Below are 18798 nucleotides of genomic sequence, written 5' to 3'. Positions count from 1 at the left end.
AAGGGCTGCACGGCAGCCCCGGCAATTCTGAAGGGAGCTGGATATGAGCGCCAACGTAGACCTCAACGACCGCCCGGACTACGACCGGGTACTACAAACCCTGGCCGATTACGCCCTCGGCTATCGGGTCGAATCCCTCGAGGCCCTGGACACCGCGCGCAACTGCCTGATGGACACCCTCGGTTGCGGCCTTCTTGCCTTGCGCTTCCCTGAGTGCACCAAGCTCCTTGGCCCTCAGGTGGAAGGCACGCTGGTCCCAAATGGTGCTCGCGTCCCCGGCACCTCCTATCGCCTCGATCCGGTCAAGGCTGCCTGGGACATTGGCTGCACGGTGCGCTGGCTGGACTACAACGATACCTGGCTGGCCGCCGAATGGGCTCATCCCTCGGACAACCTTGGCGGCATCCTGGCAGTGGCTGATCACCTGTCACAGAAGCGTCTTGCCGCGGGTGAAAAGCCACTGCCGATGCGTGATGTGCTCGAGGCCATGGTCATGGCGCATGAAATCCAGGGGGTGCTGGCGCTGGAAAACGCCTTCAACCGCGTCGGCCTCGATCATGTGATTCTGGTGAAGGTCGCCTCGACCGCCGTGTGCGCCAGGTTGATGGGGGCCAATCGTGAGCAGATGCTCTCGGCCTTGTCCCACGCCTTCGTCGACGGCCAGGCCCTTCGTACCTATCGCCACGCGCCCAACGCCGGTTCGCGCAAGTCCTGGGCCGCGGGTGACGCCTCCAGCCGAGGAGTGCAACTGGCTGACATCGCCTTGCGTGGGGAAATGGGCGTGCCGGGCGTGCTCACGGCTTCGCAGTGGGGGTTCTACGATGTTTCGTTCAGCCATACCAACAAAGACCTGGCACTCAAGCCCGCCGGGCAGTACGAGCTGCGTCTGCCCCAGGTGTTGGGCAGCTATGTGATGGAAAACGTGCTGTTCAAGGTCAGTTTTCCTGCCGAGTTCCACGCCCAGACCGCCTGTGAGGCAGCAGTAACCCTGCATCCACTTGTGCGTAACCGTCTGCATGAAGTCGACCGCATCGTCATCACCACCCAGGAATCAGCGATCCGCATCATCTCCAAGAGCGGCCCGCTGGCCAATGCCGCCGACCGTGACCACTGTCTGCAGTACATGGTGGCCGTGCCGCTGATCTTTGGCCATCTGGTGGCCGAACATTATGAGGACGCCTTCCATGCCAACCACCCAAGTATCGACCGCCTGCGCGAGAAGATGGAGGTGGTGGAAGACCCGCGCTTCAGTCGCGAGTACCTGGAGCCGGACAAGCGTTCGATCGCCAACGCGCTGCAGGTGTTCTTCAAGGATGGCAGCAGCACCGAGCAAGTGGTGGTGGAATACCCGATCGGGCATCGTCGGCGGCGCGGGGAAGGTATACCGTTGCTGGAGGCCAAGTTCAGGGCCAACCTGGCGACCCGCTTTGCCCGGCAGCGGTGTCAGCAGATTTTCGAACTGTGCAAGGACCAGCAGAAGCTGGAAGGCATGGCGGTGCACAGGTTCGTGGATTTGTTTGTGATATGAGCTTGCCTGCGCATAAAACAACAAAGCCCCGGCATCGCTGCCGGGGCTTTGCTTACAACCTGTAACTCAGCTTACGCCTGGACCACCGGGATCTTGGCGTTGGCTGCCGCTTCGCGGAACTCGGCGATCTGGTCGAAGCTCAGGTAGCGGTAAACGTCGGCAGCCATGCTGTCGATGTCTTTCGCATACTGCATGTACTCTTCGACGGTCGGCAGTTTGCCGATGATCGAAGCGACAGCGGCCAGCTCGGCCGATGCCAGGTACACGTTGGTCGCGTCGCCCAGACGGTTCGGGAAGTTACGGGTCGAGGTGGAGACCACGGTCGAGCCGGTCTGCACACGTGCCTGGTTACCCATGCACAGCGAGCAGCCTGGCATTTCCATGCGAGCACCGGCCTTGCCGTAGATGCCGTAGTAGCCTTCTTCGGTCAGCTGGTGAGCGTCCATCTTGGTTGGCGGAGCCAGCCACAGACGGGTCGGAATGCCACCCTTGACCTTCTCCAGCAGCTTGCCGGCAGCGCGGAAGTGACCGATGTTGGTCATGCACGAACCGATGAACACTTCGTCGATCTTCTCGCCTTGTACCGAGGACAGCAGGCGGGCATCGTCCGGGTCGTTCGGCGCGCAGAGCACAGGCTCTTTGACGTCGGCCAGGTCGATTTCGATGATTTCGGCGTATTCGGCATCGGCGTCGGCCGACAGCAGCTCAGGCTTGGCCAGCCAGGCTTCCATGGCCTGGGCGCGGCGCTCCAGGGTGCGGGCATCGCCGTAGCCTTCGCCGATCATCCAGCGCAGCAGGGTGATGTTGGACTGCAGGTACTCGGCGATGGCCTTTTCCGGCAGCTTGATGGTGCAACCGGCAGCGGAACGCTCGGCCGAGGCGTCGGACAGCTCGAAGGCTTGCTCGACGGTCAGTTCGTCCAGGCCTTCGATTTCCAGGATGCGGCCGGAGAAGGCGTTTTTCTTGCCTTTCTTCTCAACGGTCAGCAGGCCTTGCTGGATGGCGTAGTAAGGGATGGCATGAACCAGGTCACGCAGGGTGATGCCTGGCTGCAGTTTGCCCTTGAAGCGCACCAGGATCGATTCTGGCATGTCCAGCGGCATGACGCCGGTGGCGGCAGCGAAGGCCACCAGGCCGGAACCGGCCGGGAACGAGATGCCGATCGGGAAGCGGGTGTGCGAGTCGCCACCGGTACCTACGGTGTCAGGCATCAGCATGCGGTTCAGCCAGCTGTGGATGATGCCGTCGCCCGGGCGCAGCGACACGCCGCCACGGGTGCGGATGAAGTCTGGCAGGGTGTGGTGGGTGGTGACGTCGATCGGCTTCGGATAGGCCGCGGTGTGGCAGAACGACTGCATGACCAGGTCAGCAGAGAAGCCCAGGCATGCCAGGTCCTTCAGCTCGTCGCGCGTCATCGGGCCAGTGGTGTCCTGGGAGCCGACGGTGGTCATTTTGGGCTCGCAGTAAGCGCCTGGGCGCACGCCCTGGCCTTCTGGCAGGCCACAGGCACGGCCGACCATTTTCTGCGCCAGGGTGAAGCCCTTGCCGGAATCGGCAGGCTGCTCTGGTTTCTTGAACAGGTCGGAAGCACCCAGGCCCAGCTCGGCGCGGGCTTTTTCGGTCAGGCCACGGCCGACGATCAGCGGGATACGGCCGCCAGCGCGGACTTCATCCAGCAGCACTTCGGTTTTCAGCTCGAAGGTGGTGACCAGTTCGTCGCTGTCGTGACGACGTACTTCACCTTTGTATGGGTAAACGTCGATGACGTCGCCCATGCCCAGGTTGGTGCAGTCGAATTCGATCGGCAGGGCGCCGGCGTCTTCCATGGTGTTGTAGAAGATCGGGGCGATCTTGGTGCCGAAGCAGAAGCCACCGGCGCGCTTGTTCGGCACGTACGGGATGTCGTCGCCGAAGAACCACAGTACCGAGTTGGTAGCTGACTTACGCGAGGAACCGGTACCGACCACGTCGCCGACATAGGCAACCGGGAAGCCCTTGGCCTTGACGGCTTCGATCTGGGCCAGCGGGCCGACCGAACCAGGCTGCTGCGGTTCGATGCCGTCGCGGGCCATTTTCAGCATGGCCAGGGCGTGCAGCGGAATGTCAGGGCGCGACCAGGCGTCCGGGGCAGGCGACAGGTCGTCGGTGTTGGTTTCGCCAGGCACCTTGAACACGGTCAGGGTGTACTTGTCGGCGATGGCCGGACGCGAGGTGAACCACTCGCCGGCAGCCCAGGATTCCAGGACGGCTTTGGCGTGAGCGTTACCGGCCTTGGCTTTTTCGGCCACGTCGTGGAAAGCATCGAACATCAGCAGGGTGTGCTTGAGCTGTTCGGCCGCGACGGCGCCCAGTTCGGCGTCATCCAGCAGTGCGACCAGCGTTTCGATGTTGTAGCCGCCCTGCATGGTGCCCAGCAGTTCGGTGGCGTGCTTGCGGTCGATCAGTGGCGACGTGGCTTCGCCCTTGGCGACAGCGGAGAGGAAAGCGGCCTTGACGTAGGCAGCTTCGTCGACCCCTGGCGGTACGCGGTTGGTGATCAGGTCTACGAGGAAGGCTTCTTCGCCGGCCGGCGGGTTTTTCAGCAGCTCGACCAGGCCTGCAGTTTGTTCGGCGTTCAGCGGCTGGGGAACGATACCCAGGGCGGCGCGCTCTTCGATGTGTTTGCGGTAGGCTTCAAGCACAGTTATTTCCCTCATCAGTGGTCCCTAAAGGGGGTCCGGGACGCTTATCCAGCATTCAATGCACCCATGCGCTGCCGCGGCTTTGTGGGCCGCCCAGCCAGGGTCGCAAAGAATCCTTACAGAAGCTGCTTTCAAAGTTTTACGCCTGCAGAACGGGGGCTGATGAGGGCTGGCGCGGGCATGCGAGGGATGCATGGCCCGGGCCAACGCCGTTCTACCGGATCAACTGTGCTCGTGACGCTTTGAAAACAGCTTCCAACGGACATTGTTGCCTTTGAAAAGGCCGGGTGATTCTACGGTAAAAAAAGCCCGAAGGTAAGGCGGTGTACATGACTTTAACGAGTGACCCCGGTTAGACAAAGGGCTAACATGGGCCTGTATTCCATCGCCAAGCTGTTGTTTTTCATGTCCAACAAGTCCATCAAAACTCCTTGCGTCGGCCTGTGCTCCACGGTGTACGGGGACACGGTGTGCCGTGGTTGCAAGCGTTTTCACCACGAAGTGATCAACTGGAACGGTTACGACGACTCGCAAAAGCGCGCCGTGTGGTTGCGCCTTGAGCAGCTGCTGGTGCAGGTGATGATGGCCAAGCTTGAGGTGTTCGACAAAGGCCTGCTGCGCCAGCAACTGGAGCAGCGCTCCATCCGCTTTGTCGAGCAGCAGTCGGAATATTGCTGGGCTTACCAGCTGATTGCCCGCGGGGCGCGGATGATCCGTGACCTGGAGGCCTATGGCATGGCGTTGCTGCCGGAGTTCCGTGACTGGGAACTGCCCCAATTGCGCGATGCGATCGATCGCGAGTTCTTCCTGCTTTCAGAGGCGCACTACCAGCGCTACATCGCCCCCAGCTTCCTGCGCGATGCCATGGGCAGCGCGCAGGGCCAGTGAGCCGGGCGAATCAGTCGCCGGTGTATTCGCAACCGCTGGTGCAGGTTTCGTGGATGCGAACCTTGGACAGCTCCGGCATCAGCGGCTTGACCTGGTCCCAGATCCACTTGGCGATCACTTCGCTGGTGGGGTTTTCCAGCCCGGGGATGTCGTTCAGGTAGTTGTGGTCCAGCTGATCATAGATCGGCTTGAAGATCGCCTTGACCTCGGCGAAGTCGCGGATCCAGCCCGTGTGCGGATCGAGCGGGCCGGTCAGGTGCAGGCCGACCTTGAACGAGTGGCCATGCAAGCGGCCGCATTTGTGCCCTTCAGGGACGTGGGGCAGGCGGTGGGCCGATTCGAATGTGAATTCCTTGAAAATTTCCACGCTGTCATAACTCTGTGTGAATCAATAATGCGCGCAGTCTACCAGCATGGCCGCTACAAGGCTTGCAGGCGTTCATGCAGCCGCCCGGTGGCGGTCAGTTCCAGAAGTTCATCCCCCAGGCGCTGGCTTTCGGCAATGGCCTTGTACCAATAGCGCTTGCGCCCTGGCGCATCGCCCATGAAGCGCTTGAAGTCGTTGCGGTCGGGCAGCTTGCCGTAGGGCAGGGCGGCCAGGTATTGCGGCGAAGGCGTCATCAGCAGCACGTTTTGCAGGCGGGTGGCATCGCCCTTGCGCCAGGGCAGGGCCTTGTCGAACCAGCCGGGTACGACCTTGTCGGTGAAGTGCGGGTACAGCACCAGGTCGTCACCGCGATAGGGCAGGTCGAGGTGGTAGTCGAGCAGGCCGCCGTCGCGGTAGGTGCCGGCGCCGGCACCGGGGATGTCTTTCACGCCCTGCATGACCATCGGTATCGACCCGGAAGCGAGCAGGGCGTGGCGCAGGTTGGTCAAGTCCAGCGGCAGGTAGCGTGAGGGGAAGTCGGTCAGCGTGTCGAGCGGAGGCGCGGCGCGCCCATCGTGCAGAATGATGCGCTCGAAGTGGCGGGCCAGGCGCGAACGGCCCAAAAGGTTACTGGCAACCACCGAGCCCAGGCCCAGCCCCAGGCGGCCGCGATGGTCGTGAGCGAGCTGGCCATGGCTTTTCACCACCAGGATGTTCAGGCGGTAGTGCGGGTTGGCCAGCAGCTGGCCGTCGCGGCCCTCCAGCAGGTCATCGAGCATGCGTTGGCAACTGCGGCTGATTTCGGCCGGAGTGACGCCCTTGGCGAAATCCTGCTCGGTGTACAGCTCGCCAAGACGGCGGATGCCTGCGACCGGGTCCTCGAGGCAGGCGCTGGCGAAGCGCCAGGCACCGATCGATGCGCCGATCAGGGCACGCTGACGGGGTGCCGAGGGTAGCCACTCGCCGAACAGCGCCAGGTCCAGGCCCTGGATGCCCAGCGGCTTCGGCCCACCCGCCGCGCCCGGCAATACCCCGACATCGGCCGCCTGCAGGCCGCGCTCGCGGATGTGTCGCAAGGCGCGCCGGCCGGCCTTGAAGGTGAGGGCGGGGTATTTGATGTGGATGGCGCTCATGGCGGGTCTCTTGGGCATAGGAGCAGTCTTGTGCTGCGAAGGGGCGGTTACAGATAACATAACTGTAGGTGCCTGTATTGGCCCTTCGCAGCACAAGGCCGCCCCTTGCAGGGGGGCGAGTCTGGTTGGCATCGTAACTGCGCTATCATGCCGCCAGTTGCTTTCAGGTTGAATTAAGGACCGGTGGTTAATCTTAACCCCGTAGACAACTTGTACAGTTCTCAGGAGAGAAGAACGATGAAAACCATGACTGCCCTGATCACCGCCGCTGCCCTTGCCCTGGGCGCCAATGCTGCCTTCGCCAAGGACGTTCAGCCTGACGAAGTGGTCAAACTGGTCAACGCCAAGACCATCAAGTCGCTGGACGAGCTCAAGGCCGCTGCCGTGGCCAAGCACCCAGGCGCCACCGTCACTGACTCGGAACTTGAAGACGAGTACGGCCGCTACATCTACAAGGTCGAGCTGCGTGATGCGCAGAACGTCGAATGGGACGTCGACATGGATGCCAAGACCGGTGAGGTGCTCAAGGACGAACGAGACAGCTGATGATCCATGTATCCCGGCCGGCACGTTACCTGGCACTCTCGCTGCTGGCCGTCTGCTCCCTGGCTGTGGCCCGCGACCTGGACCAGGATGAAGCCCTGAAGCTCCGTCAGAAGGGCATCATCCTGCCGCTCGAGCAACTGCTCGAGACCGCCCTGGGGCGTCACCCCGGGGCGCGTCTGCTGGAAGCCGAGTTGGAAGAGGACGATGATCGCTACGAATATGAAGTCGAGTTGCTGACGACTGAAGGTGTGGTGCGCGAGATCAAGCTCGATGCCAGCACCGGCGCCCTGCTCAAAGACGAGGAAGATGACTGAATGCGCCTGTTGCTTGTCGAGGACAACGTACCGTTGGCCGATGAACTGACCGCCGGCCTGCAGCGCCAGGGCTATGCCGTGGACTGGCTGGCTGATGGCCGTGACGCGGTTTACCAGGGGCAAAGCGAGCCTTACGACCTGATCATCCTGGACCTCGGCCTGCCCGGCTTGCCCGGCCTGGACGTGCTGGCCCAGTGGCGCGCCGCTGGGCTGGCCACACCGGTATTGATCCTCACCGCCCGCGGCTCCTGGGCCGAGCGCATCGAAGGGCTGAAGGCCGGGGCTGACGATTATCTGAGCAAGCCCTTCCACCCCGAAGAGCTGCAACTGCGCATCCAGGCCTTGTTGCGCCGCGCCCGTGGCCTGGCCAACCAGCCTAAGCTGGAAGCGGCCGGCCTGCACCTTGACGAAAGCCGTCAGTGCGTGAGCCGCGACGGGGTGGATGTGCAACTGACCGCCGCCGAGTTCCGCCTGCTGCGCTACTTCATGCTGCACCCGCAGCAGATCCTGTCCAAAAGCCACCTGGCCGAGCACCTCTACGACGGTGAAACCGAGCGCGACTCGAACGTGCTTGAGGTCCACGTCAACCATTTGCGCCGCAAGCTGGGCCGCAGTGTGATCGAAACCCGTCGCGGGCAAGGCTACATCTATGCCGGGAGTGGCGAGTGAAGTCGATCCAGGCGCGCCTGAGCCTGGGCCTGGTGGCGGTACTGGTGGTAGTCGGCGTGGTGCTGGCGCAACTGACGCTGTGGCTGTTCGAGGCCGGCCTGCAACGTTATCTGGAAAACGGCCTGCGCAAGGAAAGCGAGAACCTTCTGGTGGCATTGGTGCGTGGGCCTTCCGGCCTGCAGCTGGATGAGCGGCGCATCTCGGCTGCCTATCAGCGGCCGTTCTCCGGTTACTACTTCCGCATCGATTTCGACCAGGGTACCTGGAGGTCTCGTTCGCTGTGGGACCTGGACATGCCCAAGCCCGCAGCGCCCGGGCTTTCCGATAGCCATGAACTCGGCCCGGAAGGCCAGCAACTGCTGGCCCTGCGTGCCGACTACCGGCGCCTGGGCCAGGACATTTCGATCAGTGTGGCTCAGGACTATTCACCGGTGCGCGAGGGTTTCCGACGCTTGCAGCAGATCGGCCTGGGCATGGGCCTGGTGGCGCTGATCCTGATTCTGGTGCTGCAGCGCATCACAGTTACCCGCTCGTTGCGGCCGCTGGAGCGGGCACGCCAGCAGATCGCCCAACTGCAGCAGGGGCAGCGCTCGCAGCTGGATGCCGAGGTGCCCAGCGAGTTGGTGCCGCTGGTGGGGCAGATCAACCACTTGCTTAGCCATACCGAAGACAGCCTGCGCCGCTCACGCAACGCCCTTGGTAACCTCGGCCATGCGCTGAAGACGCCGCTGGCGGTGCTGCTGAGCCTGGCTTCCAGTGAACGTCTGCAGGGGCTGCCGGAGGTACGCGCGCAAATGCGCGAGCAGTTGCAGCAGATTCAGGAGCGCCTGGCGCGCGAACTGAACCGTGCACGCCTGGCAGGGGATGCGCTGCCGGGCGCGCAGTTCGATTGTGATGCCGAACTGCCGGGGTTGCTCGGGACCTTGGGCATGATTCATGGCGAGGGCGTGCTGTTGGCAAGTGATGTGCCGCCCGGGCTGTTGTTGCCATGGGACCGCGAGGACGTTCTGGAACTGTTGGGTAATCTGCTGGACAACGCCTGCAAGTGGGCTGACAGCGAGGTGCGCGTGGGTATCGCCTCGAACGCCGAGGGCTACCGGCTGTGGGTCGATGACGATGGCCCGGGTATTGCGCAAGACCAGCGGCAGCAGGTGCTTGAGCGAGGTTCACGGCTGGACGAGCAGGTGACTGGGCATGGGCTGGGGTTGGGTATCGTGCGCGATATCGTTGATGCCTGGGAAGGGCGCCTGACCTTGCTGGAAAGCCCGCTGGGCGGCCTGCGGGTGAGCATCGACCTGCCGCGCAAGGCTCGTTAATGCCGGGGCCGCATCGCAACACAAGGCCGCTCCCACAGGTCTACGCAATCCCCTTTGGCCCTATCAGTACTACAAAAAAATTGCAGTACAGCCGCAGTTTTTTGAATTAGCCCAAATTCCCCCCACCCGGCAAAATCCTCCCCACGAAACCCTGCGGTTTCCATCTCTCCACGGACGGAGCCCCTTGTGATATTGCATGCGCAATACGAGGCCCAGGCCAACTCGGCTGGGCTTTCTTTTTGAACAGAAAAACCAAAGATCCCGATTGCCCAAATGTCTGCCTCGCGTTCCGAAAGTCGTCTGCAGCGGCTGTTGCCGGCCCCCCTCAACATCCCCCCAAAAGAATGGTTGCGTGCCGGTATCGGTGCGCTGCTTGGCCTGTTCCTCGCGGGCTGGCTGACCAGCCTGGCCTATGGCCCCAGCATCGCCCTGCACTTGCTCGGCCCGCTGGCTGCCTCGGCAGTACTGGTGTTTGCGGTGCATTCCGGCCCCTTGGCCCAACCTTGGCCGGTGTTGGGCAGCTACGCCCTGGCGGGTGCAGTGGGGCTGGCCATGCGCGAAGGCTTCGGCCCCGAGCTGTGGGTGGCTGCTGCGGCGCTCGGCATCTCGATCCTGGTCATGTGCCTGTTGCGCTGCCTGCACCCGCCGGGTGGTGGTGTGGCAGTGAGCGCGGTGCTGGCCGACCCGGGGTTGACCGCCATGGGCGATCACCTGCTGGAGCCGGTGCTGCTCAATGCGCTGATCCTGGTGACCGTGGCAATCGCCTACAACCGTTTGACGGGTGTGCGCTACCCGAAAGGCGCGGTGCCACGCAAAGACCTGCACCACACCCATGACCCGCTGCCCGGCGAGCGGGTCGGCATCCGCAGTGAAGACCTGGACCAAGCCCTGGAAGAGCTGGGCGAGTTCGTCGACGTCACCCGTGACGAGCTGGAGCGCATCATCCTCGCCACCGAGCAGCACGCCCTGCAGCGAAGCCTTGGTGGTATCACCGCGGCCTCGGTGATGTCCCGCGATGTGCAGTTCGCCACGCCTGATACCACGCTGGAGCAGGCCTGGAAAATGCTCGCCAGCCATCACCTGAAGACCCTGCCTGTCCTGCAGCACGGCAAGCTTGTGGGCATCGTCAGCCTCGGCGACCTGATTGGCCCGGCGATGCAGCGTGGGCGTTTCAGCTGGCGCGGCCTGTTCGGCCGCAAGGCGGTGCGCATGGCGCAAGTGATGAGTACGCGGGTTGTCAGTGTCAGCAGCCAGCACCCGCTGGAACGCCTGCTGCCCTTGTTGTGCGAACAAGGCCTGCACTGCTTGCCGGTGCTTGATGCTGACAAGCTGGTGGGGGTGATCACCCAGACCGACCTGATCGCCGGCCTCAAGCGTCAGTTGCTCAGCAAGACTGAGACTTCAGATAACCGGGTCCCAGCGTTGTGACCAGTCGCTGGCGCCGGTAGCTACCAGTCGGCGCAGGATGGCGAAGGCCTGTTGCAGGGCTTCGCTGTCGCGTTTGCGTGGGTACACCAGGAAGGTCGGGTAGGTGAACTCCGGTGCCTGTGGCACCCGCTCGAACACGCCGCTGTCCAGATAGGCTTGCACCACCCGCGTGCGGAAGTAGCCACTGCCACCTTGGTCGAGTATGAACTGCAGGGCCAACGGGCCAAGGTTGAAGCTTAGCGCCGGGCGCGCACAGTCGGGCAGGGCCGCATCATGCTGGCGGCGGAAGGCCTCGCCCCAGTCGATGTAGATGTATGGCTCGGGCCGCTCGACCCGGCGCACGCGAATCAGCTTCTCCTCCATCAACTGTTCCACCTGCAGGCCTGGGCCGTAGGCCGGCTGGTAGACCAGCGCGGCGTCCAGCAGGCCCATCTCGACTTTGCGCAGCAGCGACTCACCATCGCTGACCTCGCTGCGGATGGCATGGCTGGGCAGTTCACGGTGCAGGGCACTTACCCAGTCGAGCATCATCGGATTGCCCAGGCTCACCTCACCGCCCACATGCAGCACCTGCTGGCAACCTTCAGGCAGCGGCAGGTCGCGGCGCGCGGCTTCCCAGGTTTGCACCAGCTGGTTGGCATAACTGACGAACGCTTCACCATTGCTGGTCAGGCTGGCGCCGCTGCGGCTACGCACGAACAGCTGGCAACCCAGTTGCTGCTCCAGGCGCTGCACGCGCGCGGTGATCGCGGTTTGTGACACGAACAGGCGTTCGGCTGCGGCGACCAGGCTGCCGCAACGCACAATTTCCAGGAAGGTACGGGCCTGATCGATGTCCATGGGCTGCTCGGTGTTTGTGGGGGGCCTATTCTAGAGGCTTTGCACCGTTATGGGGCGTTATTGCGTTGTCTGCAAATTTGCAGGTCGGTTGTGACTTTAGTCCCATGGCAGGGTGGGTGTAGCGGTCCATACTCAAGTTTCGCCCTTCAATAACAACAAGTACCGGGTTTCTGACGATATGAGCTACCAGCACAGCTACGCCCATTCCATTTCCGACCCTGCCGCTTTCTGGGCGGAACAGGCCGCACACCTGGCCTGGCACCGCAAGCCTGCCCTGACCCTGCAAGACAACGCTGACGGGACCCACCGCTGGTTCGCTGATGGCCGTCTCAACAGCTGTTACCTGGCCCTCGATCACCAGATCGAGCAGGGCCGGGGCGAGCAGTTGGCGTTGATCTACGATTCGCCAGTGACCGGCGTGCAGCAGACTTACACCTATAACCAGTTGCGTGATGAGGTCGCGCGCCTGGCCGGTTTGCTGCGCCAGTTGGGGGTGAACAAGGGCGATGGGGTGATCATCTACATGCCCATGGTGCCGCAAGCGGCCATGGCGATGCTGGCCTGCGCGCGGATCGGCGCGGTGCATTCGGTCGTGTTCGGTGGCTTTGCCGCCAACGAGTTGGCCCTGCGCATCGATGACGCCCGCCCCACCTTGTTGCTGACGGCATCGTGTGGGCTGGAGTTCGACCGGGTCATTGCATACAAGCCGCTGGTTGACCGCGCCCTGCAACTGGCCCGGCACCAGCCGCGCAACGTGTTGGTGCTGCAGCGGCCGCAAGCGCACGCTGAACTGCTGCCAGGCCGTGATCTGGATTGGCAGGCGGCCTTGGCCGGCGCCGAGCCGGTGGCGCCCGTCGAGCTGGATGCCGGCGACCCGCTGTACATCATGTACACGTCGGGCACCACCGGGAAACCCAAGGGTATCGTCCGGGAAAACGGCGGCAATGCCGTGGCGCTGTGTTACGCCATGCGCCATATCTATGGCATGCAGGCCGGCGATGTGTGGTGGGGCATTTCCGACGTCGGCTGGGTGGTCGGCCATTCACTGATCGTGTATGGGCCGTTGATGAGCGGCTGTACCACGGTGTTCTATGAAGGCAAGCCGATCCGCACCCCGGATGCTTCGGCCTATTGGCGGGTGGTGGAGCAGTATCAGGTCAACGCGCTGTTCTGTGCACCGACGGCCATGCGCGCCATCCGCAAGGAAGACCCGGAGGGCGAACTGATCCGCAAGCATGACCTCAGCTCGCTGCGGCAACTGTTCCTGGCGGGGGAAAAGCTGGATTCCAGCACCCATGAATGGCTGGAGCGGGTGAGTGGCAAGCCGGTGCACGACCACTGGTGGCAGACCGAGACCGGCTGGCCGGTCACCGCGCCTTGCGTCGGGCTGGAGGGCAGCGCGGCGAAACCAGGGTCGAGCAACCGGGCGGTGCCTGGCTACAACGTTCGCGTGCTGGATGACGAAGGCCACTTGCTCGGGGCCAACCATCAGGGCTCGATCGTGATTGCCCTGCCATTGCCACCCGGTTGCAGTCAGACGCTGTGGGGGGATCACGAGCGGTACCTGCAGGCCTATCTGCGCACGTATCCGGGGTACTACCACACGGGCGATGGCGGCTATCTGGATGATGATGGTTTCGTCTACATCATGGGGCGCACTGATGATGTGATCAACGTTTCCGGTCATCGCTTGTCCACCGGCGAAATGGAAGACCTGGTCGCCCGCCACCCGGCGGTCGCGGAGTGCGCGGTGATCGGCGTACATGACGAGATCAAGGGCCAGGTACCGCTGGCGCTGGTGGTACTCAAGGATGGCGAGGGCATTGCCGAAGCGCAGTTGCTGGTGGAGCTGGTGGGCAGCGTGCGCGAGGAAATCGGCCCGCTGGCCTGTTTCAACCGGGTACGGCTGGTGAAACGCCTGCCCAAGACCCGTTCCGGCAAGATTCTGCGGGCGGTGCTGCGCAAGATTGCCGATGGGCAGGATTATGTGCCGCCTTCGACCCTGGATGATCCGGCAGTGCTGGGCGAGATCGAAGCGGTGCTGGCGGATTTGCCCAGGGCGGGTTGATGGTTTGACCTCGATGGCCCTATCGCGGGCGGGACACGCAACGGTGGTTCGGCAGAGGCCGTCGTGTAGGAGCGGGTTTACCCGCGAAAGGGCCGGGCCTGCTGGCCAATTTCACCCGCCTTTCACCGTTGCCGCCACCACCGTATTCGCGGGTAAACCCGCTCCTACGCCTATCGGGGGTGGACACACATTGGTGATTGGGCGCAGGCCGTCGTAGGAGCGGGTTCACCCGCGAAAGGGCCGGTTCAGGCACTGCAGTCTCAGGGGGCAATCTGGTGCAGTTGCCCCAACCGGCTGCGGGTACGCATCAGGTCGGCCAGTGGGCCGCCCAGGCTCTCTTCCAGCGGTCGTTTACCGATCACGACCACCCGCCGATCCTGGTCATACAGCACATCCACCAGGTTGACGAAGCGCTGCTGAGCCGCAAGCGAACACTCCGAGAGGTCATCCAGCCCATCGATCACCCACTCGTCATAGTCCCTGGCCAGCACCAGGTAGTCGATGACCGCGGTGGCCCTCTCGCACAGATCGTCAAAGCCAAGCACCACCCGCCGGCCATCGACGGCCAGCGCCCGCAGCGGGCGCTTGTTCACGTCCAGTATCACCGGTTGCTCGTTCGGCACGTTCAGCGCCTGGCGCTGCGCCGCATCACCCGGCCAGACATAATGGCCCTGGGTAAAACGCTGATGCTCGCGGTTGGCCGGCAAGCTGCGAAAATCAGTGTCGCCACCGACTTCGAGCACTTGCATCGAGCTGTTGATCAGGCGAATGACCGGCAGAAAACGCTCGTGATACAGCGGGTTGGGCAACAGCCCTTCGGGCGCATAGTTAGAGGTCACCAGCAGGTACACGCCACGGGCGAACAAGGCGTTGAACAGCCGGGTGAGCAGCATGGCATCGCCTATGTCATGCACATGGAATTCGTCGAAGCACAGCACCCGGCAGCCGCCCACCAGTTCGTCCAGCGTTGCGCCCAGCGCGTCGTCCAACGCCCGGTGGCGATGCATGCCCAGATGCAGGCGGGCAAAGAAGTCATGAAAGTGCAGGCGCAGCTTGGCGGCTATCGGCACGGCCTGGAAAAAGCCATCGAGCAGCCAGCTTTTACCACGGCCGACCGAGCCGTACAGGTACAGGCTGCGCGGTTGGCCCTGTTCAAGCTGCTTCAGTTGTTCGGCCATGCAGTGGATTACCCGCCGCTGACCGTCACTCAGCTGATAACCGCGGCTGTGCGCCTTGTCCTCGAACCAGCCGAGCAGCTCGCTCTGTTGATTGGCGGTGCCGCGCAACCGTTGGCCAAGCTTGCGCAGCGGGGTAGGGATCCAGGCAGACAAAAGCAACGCTCCTTGGGCGATGGTGGGGCAGCCTGCAGCTTGCCCGAGGGCGGCCATTTTGACTAATAGAGAAAGTGCCGGGCAATCATCACTTCTTGCGATAGGTCTGACCGCCTGTTGTACCTGTACGGGCTATGCCTTGCGCTCCAGCTGGCGCTCGATCATGTACTTCACCGCCAGGCGACGCTCCTTGAGGTGGCGCAGGTCTTCGTCGACGAAGTTACCGGCCGAAATCGATTCGGCAGCCAGCACCTGGTTGTCGATGTCCACGTATTCGTCCAGCAGGCGGTCCAGCGCCTTGTCCTGCTGGCGGCGCTGTTGGACGATTTCGCGCGGGTAGTGCAGGTCCTGGTACAGGTCGTGAGAGACAGGCATGGGGTCCTCCTTGGTCAATGCGATGGGCTTACCTGATTGGAAGTGCGGAATGCGATTGTGTTGAAGCGAGGCGGGCGTAAACCGACGGACGGTCGCTGTGCCAGCGCCGAAATGACTAACTCGCTGTTTTTTTGGCATTTTTTTTATCAGGGGGGTTCACAGACCGAAAGTTTGTTGTTAAAGTGCCGCGCATTCCAAGACAACAACCCAGTTGTTACCCACTTGGAATTGTCAGAGCAGCAAATGCTGCATCCGATACAGGGGCGTCGCCAAGCGGTAAGGCAGCAGGTTTTGATCCTGCCATGCGTTGGTTCGAATCCAGCCGCCCCTGCCATTTTTCAGATTCAAACGTATTTCACCCAGTGCCAGGAAAGATGAGCACTGGGTTTTCGCGTTTGTGTGGTTTTGCGCGCCACCGCGCCTCCTGAGCGCGGTTCGTGCCGTACCGGGTTACCTGGCAATCCCCAACATTTCGTTCAGCGCCCTGGCCAGCTCATCAGCCTGCACCGGCTTCTGGATCACCAGGCTGCCCGGCAGTTCCAGCCCCTGCAACTCCGCATAACCTGTAAGAAACACCACCGGCACGTGGGGGTACCGTTCGCGGGCCGCCAGCGCCAGTTGTGCGCCGTTGAACTCGGGCATGGCGAAATCAGTCAGCAGCAGGTCAATATCGTCATCCAGCAAGGCCAATGCCTGCTCGCCGCTGTGCGCCTGGCGCACCTGGTAGCCGTATTGGCGTAACACATCGCCAAGCATGTCGCGCACCAGGTGGTCGTCGTCCACCAGTAGCACCGTGCGGTTATGGCCGCTTTCGCTGATCGACTGACTGAGCGCGGCTGCCACGGGTTCGTTCACCATCTCCTCTTTTACCGCTGGCAGGTATACCGCCACTTCGGTACCGCGACCGAGTGTGGTGTCGATGCGCACGCCGCCACCGGACTGCTTGGCGAAGCCGAATACCTGGGCCAGGCCCAGGCCCGAACCTTTGCCGATGTCCTTGGTGGTAAAGAAAGGCTCGAATACCTTGGCCTGCACGTCTTCGCTCATGCCGCACCCCGTATCGCGGATGCTCAGCATCACGTACTCGCCCGGGTCCGGGTCTTCCGGACGTTGCGGGCGCTTGTCGATACGGGTGTTGCGCGTTGTCAGGGTCAGCTGGCCGCCGTTGGGCATGGCGTCGCGGGCATTGATCGCCAGGTTGAGGATGATCATCTCGGTCTGGGTGGGGTCGGTCAGTGCCTGCCACAGGGCCAGGTCAAGGTCCAGACGCACCGAAACGTTGCCACCCAGGGTGCGGCGCAGCAGTTCTTCCAGGCCGGCCAGGGTACGGTTGAGGTTCAGCGGCACCGGCTCCAGACGCTGGCGGCGGGAGAAGGCCAGCAACTGCGAGGTCAGCTTGGCACCACGCTCGCCCGCTTCGCGGATATGGGTGAGGCGAGTGCGGGCCTTGTCCAGGTCGGCCTTGGCCAGATCGCGCTCCAGAAAGCTGGCACCGGTGAGTATCACTGTCAGCAGGTTATTGAAGTCATGCGCCACGCCAGCCGTCAGTTGCCCGACCGCTTCCAGCCGCTGCATCTGCTGCAGAGCGGCCTCGATGCGCTCGCGCTCGTTGATCTGTTCGCGCAACCGGGCGTTGGCATCTGCCAGGCCCAGGGCGGCTTCGCGCTCGCTGGTGATGTCGCGTGCCACCACGTACAGCAGGGTGTCCTCCGGCACCACCACCCACGACAGCCAGCGCTGTTGGCCGCCGGCATGCAGGATGCGACCGACAAAGCGTGCGCTGGTGCGGCCATGGGACAGGGCGGCCAGTTCGGTGAGTAACTGTTCCTGGTCCTGCTCAGGCAGCAGGTGCAGCAAGGACGACTGGCTCAGGCGTTCGCGTGAGAAACCCAGGCTGGCTTCCCAGGCGGGGTTCAGTGCGACCGGGGTCAGGTCTTTGTTCAGCACGGCGAGCAAATCTTGCGACAGCTCCCAGGCGCGGTCGCGTTCGCGGGTACGGCGCTCGACCCGCTCGCCGAGCATCTCGTTCAGCTGACGCAGCGCCTGGGTGGCCTGGCGTTGCGCGTGGATGTCCTGCAGTACGCCTGAGAAGCGAACGCACTGATCATCGACGAACTGGGTCTGGCCGCTGCTCAGCAGCCAGCGTGGCTCCAGGCCATTGGGTTGGGCGATCCGAAACTCCACGCGGTAATGACCGTCACTTTCCGGGCGCATGGCATGTTCCACCGCCTCGCGCACCAGTGGCAGGTCGTCGGGGTAGATGCCGGCGTAGAACACTTCAAGGCTCATTTCGGTGCTGGTGGGCAGGCCGAACAAGGTCTTGCAGCGGTCATCCCACAGCAGCAGGCCCTCTTGCGGGCGCAGGTCCCAGGTGCCCATGCCGGCAGCGTCGATGGCAATGCGAGCACGTGCTTCGACGTCCGCCAAGGCCTCTTCGGCGCGGCGACGGCGCTGGCGTTCCTGCACTTCGCTCAGGGCTCGGCGCACGGCTTTGGGCAGCAGTGGCAGGTTCTTCTTCAACACATAGTCGGTCGCGCCCAGGCGGATCATTTCCACCGCGTGCTCTTCACCGTAAATGCCGGACAGGAATATGAACGGGATGTCGGGTGCCAGGCGTTGGGCGATGGCCAGCACTTCGGTGCCGGACGAGCCTGGTAGTACGCAATCACACAAGATCAGGTCGTAGCGGGCTTGGCGCAGGGCATGTTCGACACCCGCATGGTCGAACACCAGCTGCGACTGTACATGCAGCCCGCTGCGCTCCAGGCGCATCAGGGTAAGCTCGGCGTCCATCGAGCTGTCTTCTACCATCAGTAGTTTCAACGGCGTTTGCTGCATCGTCGCGGCGGCCTCAGTTGCTACCGCGACGGTTCAGTCGCAGTGAGCCGGGTGGCGGTTCGTTTAGCACTGCCCAGAATACTCCGAGGTCGGAGATGGCGGCGACGAATTCCTTGAACTCCACCGGTTTGACCACATAAGCGTTTACCCCCAGCTCGTAGGCACGCAACAGGTCGGGCTCTTCGCGCGAGGAGGTCAGCATCACGGTGGGGATGCTGCGCAGTTCGGCAGTGGCGCGCACTTCCTTGAGCACTTCCAGGCCGTCGACCTTGGGCAGTTTCAGGTCGAGTAGCAGCACGGCAGGGTTGCCGTCGTCGCGCTTGGCATAGGCGTTGCGGCGCAGCAAGTAGTCGAGCGCATCGGCGCCGTCACGCAGCACGATGACCTCGTTGGCCAACTGGCTGCGCTCCAGGGCCAGCAGGGTCAGCTCCAGGTCTCGGGGGTTGTCTTCGACCAGCAGAATGGGCTTGAGCATG

16 protein-coding genes and 1 tRNA gene are annotated in these 18798 nt (G+C 63.1%); 9 read left to right on the top strand and 8 right to left on the bottom strand.

The window, feature by feature from the left end; all coding sequences use genetic code 11:
- Positions 1-43 precede the first annotated feature (43 nt).
- Positions 44-1528, top strand: coding sequence for a 2-methylcitrate dehydratase (gene prpD / locus ACF8EF_RS01790; RefSeq protein ID WP_176683930.1), 1485 nt, complete (start codon positions 44-46; stop codon positions 1526-1528).
- Positions 1529-1599: 71 nt separating this feature from the next.
- Here the strand turns inward: prpD and acnB are convergent, their stop codons facing one another.
- The gene (gene acnB / locus ACF8EF_RS01785; RefSeq protein ID WP_176683991.1) at positions 1600-4209 is read right to left on the bottom strand and encodes a bifunctional aconitate hydratase 2/2-methylisocitrate dehydratase; all 2610 of its coding nucleotides are present in this window, start codon (positions 4207-4209) and stop codon (positions 1600-1602) included.
- A gap of 405 nt (positions 4210-4614) precedes the next feature.
- Between acnB and ACF8EF_RS01780 the strand changes: the two genes are divergently transcribed.
- On the top strand, positions 4615-5097 hold the full coding sequence (locus ACF8EF_RS01780; protein WP_176683990.1) for a DUF1289 domain-containing protein: 483 nt from the start codon (positions 4615-4617) through the stop codon (positions 5095-5097).
- 10 nt (positions 5098-5107) lie between these two features.
- Here ACF8EF_RS01780 and queD read toward each other — a convergent pair whose 3' ends face one another.
- Together queD and ACF8EF_RS01770 are read right to left on the bottom strand one after the other, a co-directional pair.
- Positions 5108-5464 (bottom strand): 6-carboxytetrahydropterin synthase QueD, encoded by a 357-nt coding sequence (queD, locus tag ACF8EF_RS01775; RefSeq protein WP_003250327.1) that lies wholly within the window; start codon positions 5462-5464, stop codon positions 5108-5110.
- A gap of 53 nt (positions 5465-5517) precedes the next feature.
- Positions 5518-6597: a patatin-like phospholipase family protein gene (locus ACF8EF_RS01770; RefSeq protein WP_176683928.1), complete on the bottom strand. Its 1080-nt coding sequence runs from the start codon at positions 6595-6597 to the stop codon at positions 5518-5520.
- Positions 6598-6834: 237 nt separating this feature from the next.
- Between ACF8EF_RS01770 and ACF8EF_RS01765 the strand changes: the two genes are divergently transcribed.
- The 5 genes from ACF8EF_RS01765 (at position 6835) to ACF8EF_RS01745 (ending at position 10870) form a co-directional block, all read left to right on the top strand.
- Positions 6835-7143: a PepSY domain-containing protein gene (locus ACF8EF_RS01765; protein ID WP_176683927.1), complete on the top strand. Its 309-nt coding sequence runs from the start codon at positions 6835-6837 to the stop codon at positions 7141-7143.
- A complete protein-coding gene (locus ACF8EF_RS01760; RefSeq protein ID WP_176683926.1) occupies positions 7143-7457 on the top strand; it encodes a PepSY domain-containing protein in 315 nt (104 codons plus the stop codon). The genes ACF8EF_RS01765 and ACF8EF_RS01760 overlap by 1 nt, the downstream gene beginning before the upstream one ends.
- On the top strand, positions 7458-8126 hold the full coding sequence (locus ACF8EF_RS01755) for a response regulator transcription factor (RefSeq protein WP_010953307.1): 669 nt from the start codon (positions 7458-7460) through the stop codon (positions 8124-8126). It abuts the gene before it with no gap.
- On the top strand, positions 8123-9442 hold the full coding sequence (locus ACF8EF_RS01750; RefSeq protein WP_176683925.1) for a sensor histidine kinase: 1320 nt from the start codon (positions 8123-8125) through the stop codon (positions 9440-9442). The genes ACF8EF_RS01755 and ACF8EF_RS01750 overlap by 4 nt, the downstream gene beginning before the upstream one ends.
- Positions 9443-9715: 273 nt before the next feature.
- Entirely contained in the window at positions 9716-10870 is a 1155-nt protein-coding gene (locus tag ACF8EF_RS01745; RefSeq protein WP_176683924.1) for an HPP family protein, read from the top strand.
- On the opposite strand, the gene ACF8EF_RS01740 is transcribed toward ACF8EF_RS01745, so the two are convergent.
- Positions 10844-11710 carry a LysR family transcriptional regulator gene (locus tag ACF8EF_RS01740; RefSeq protein ID WP_176683923.1) on the bottom strand — a complete coding sequence of 289 codons (867 nt, stop codon included), beginning with the start codon at positions 11708-11710 and terminating at the stop codon, positions 10844-10846. The genes ACF8EF_RS01745 and ACF8EF_RS01740 overlap by 27 nt on opposite strands.
- 178 nt (positions 11711-11888) lie before the next feature.
- Here ACF8EF_RS01740 and ACF8EF_RS01735 point away from each other — a divergent pair, with 178 nt between their 5' ends.
- Positions 11889-13778 carry a propionyl-CoA synthetase gene (locus ACF8EF_RS01735; RefSeq protein WP_103444078.1) on the top strand — a complete coding sequence of 630 codons (1890 nt, stop codon included), beginning with the start codon at positions 11889-11891 and terminating at the stop codon, positions 13776-13778.
- A gap of 260 nt (positions 13779-14038) precedes the next feature.
- Here the strand turns inward: ACF8EF_RS01735 and zapE are convergent, their stop codons facing one another.
- Both zapE and ACF8EF_RS01725 read right to left on the bottom strand, forming a co-directional pair.
- The gene (zapE, locus tag ACF8EF_RS01730; protein WP_176683921.1) at positions 14039-15109 is read right to left on the bottom strand and encodes a cell division protein ZapE; all 1071 of its coding nucleotides are present in this window, start codon (positions 15107-15109) and stop codon (positions 14039-14041) included.
- A 132-nt stretch (positions 15110-15241) separates the two neighbouring features.
- Positions 15242-15484, bottom strand: coding sequence for a hypothetical protein (locus tag ACF8EF_RS01725; RefSeq protein ID WP_020193386.1), 243 nt, complete (start codon positions 15482-15484; stop codon positions 15242-15244).
- A gap of 259 nt (positions 15485-15743) precedes the next feature.
- Here ACF8EF_RS01725 and ACF8EF_RS01720 point away from each other — a divergent pair.
- Positions 15744-15818: transfer RNA gene (locus ACF8EF_RS01720), tRNA-Gln, on the top strand.
- 116 nt (positions 15819-15934) lie between these two features.
- Here the strand turns inward: ACF8EF_RS01720 and ACF8EF_RS01715 are convergent.
- Both ACF8EF_RS01715 and ACF8EF_RS01710 read right to left on the bottom strand, forming a co-directional pair.
- Complete coding sequence (locus ACF8EF_RS01715) at positions 15935-18322, bottom strand: response regulator (protein ID WP_392460387.1); 2388 nt, start codon at positions 18320-18322, stop codon at positions 15935-15937.
- A gap of 13 nt (positions 18323-18335) precedes the next feature.
- Positions 18336-18797: a response regulator gene (locus ACF8EF_RS01710; RefSeq protein ID WP_176683919.1), complete on the bottom strand. Its 462-nt coding sequence runs from the start codon at positions 18795-18797 to the stop codon at positions 18336-18338.
- Between the last annotated feature and the right edge of the window lies 1 nt (position 18798).

Origin of the sequence: Pseudomonas sp. zjy_15, assembly GCF_043101865.1 — a bacterium.
Lineage (GTDB): Bacteria > Pseudomonadota > Gammaproteobacteria > Pseudomonadales > Pseudomonadaceae > Aquipseudomonas > Aquipseudomonas putida_Y.
This window is presented reverse-complemented; position numbering and strand designations above follow the sequence as displayed.

Excerpts from the sequence above, each read along its gene's own strand:
- ACF8EF_RS01745 (WP_176683924.1), top strand. The coding sequence starts at position 9,716 with ATGTCTGCCTCGCGTTCCGAAAGTCGTCTGCAGCGGCTGTTGCCGGCC.
- ACF8EF_RS01735 (WP_103444078.1), top strand. The coding sequence starts at position 11,889 with ATGAGCTACCAGCACAGCTACGCCCATTCCATTTCCGACCCTGCCGCT.
- ACF8EF_RS01770 (WP_176683928.1), bottom strand. The coding sequence starts at position 6,597 with ATGAGCGCCATCCACATCAAATACCCCGCCCTCACCTTCAAGGCCGGC.
- ACF8EF_RS01715 (WP_392460387.1), bottom strand. The coding sequence starts at position 18,322 with ATGCAGCAAACGCCGTTGAAACTACTGATGGTAGAAGACAGCTCGATG.
- ACF8EF_RS01780 (WP_176683990.1), top strand. The coding sequence starts at position 4,615 with ATGTCCAACAAGTCCATCAAAACTCCTTGCGTCGGCCTGTGCTCCACG.
- ACF8EF_RS01755 (WP_010953307.1), top strand. The coding sequence starts at position 7,458 with ATGCGCCTGTTGCTTGTCGAGGACAACGTACCGTTGGCCGATGAACTG.
- prpD (WP_176683930.1), top strand. The coding sequence starts at position 44 with ATGAGCGCCAACGTAGACCTCAACGACCGCCCGGACTACGACCGGGTA.
- ACF8EF_RS01765 (WP_176683927.1), top strand. The coding sequence starts at position 6,835 with ATGAAAACCATGACTGCCCTGATCACCGCCGCTGCCCTTGCCCTGGGC.
- ACF8EF_RS01725 (WP_020193386.1), bottom strand. The coding sequence starts at position 15,484 with ATGCCTGTCTCTCACGACCTGTACCAGGACCTGCACTACCCGCGCGAA.
- ACF8EF_RS01740 (WP_176683923.1), bottom strand. The coding sequence starts at position 11,710 with ATGGACATCGATCAGGCCCGTACCTTCCTGGAAATTGTGCGTTGCGGC.
- ACF8EF_RS01760 (WP_176683926.1), top strand. The coding sequence starts at position 7,143 with ATGATCCATGTATCCCGGCCGGCACGTTACCTGGCACTCTCGCTGCTG.
- ACF8EF_RS01710 (WP_176683919.1), bottom strand. The coding sequence starts at position 18,797 with ATGCTCAAGCCCATTCTGCTGGTCGAAGACAACCCCCGAGACCTGGAG.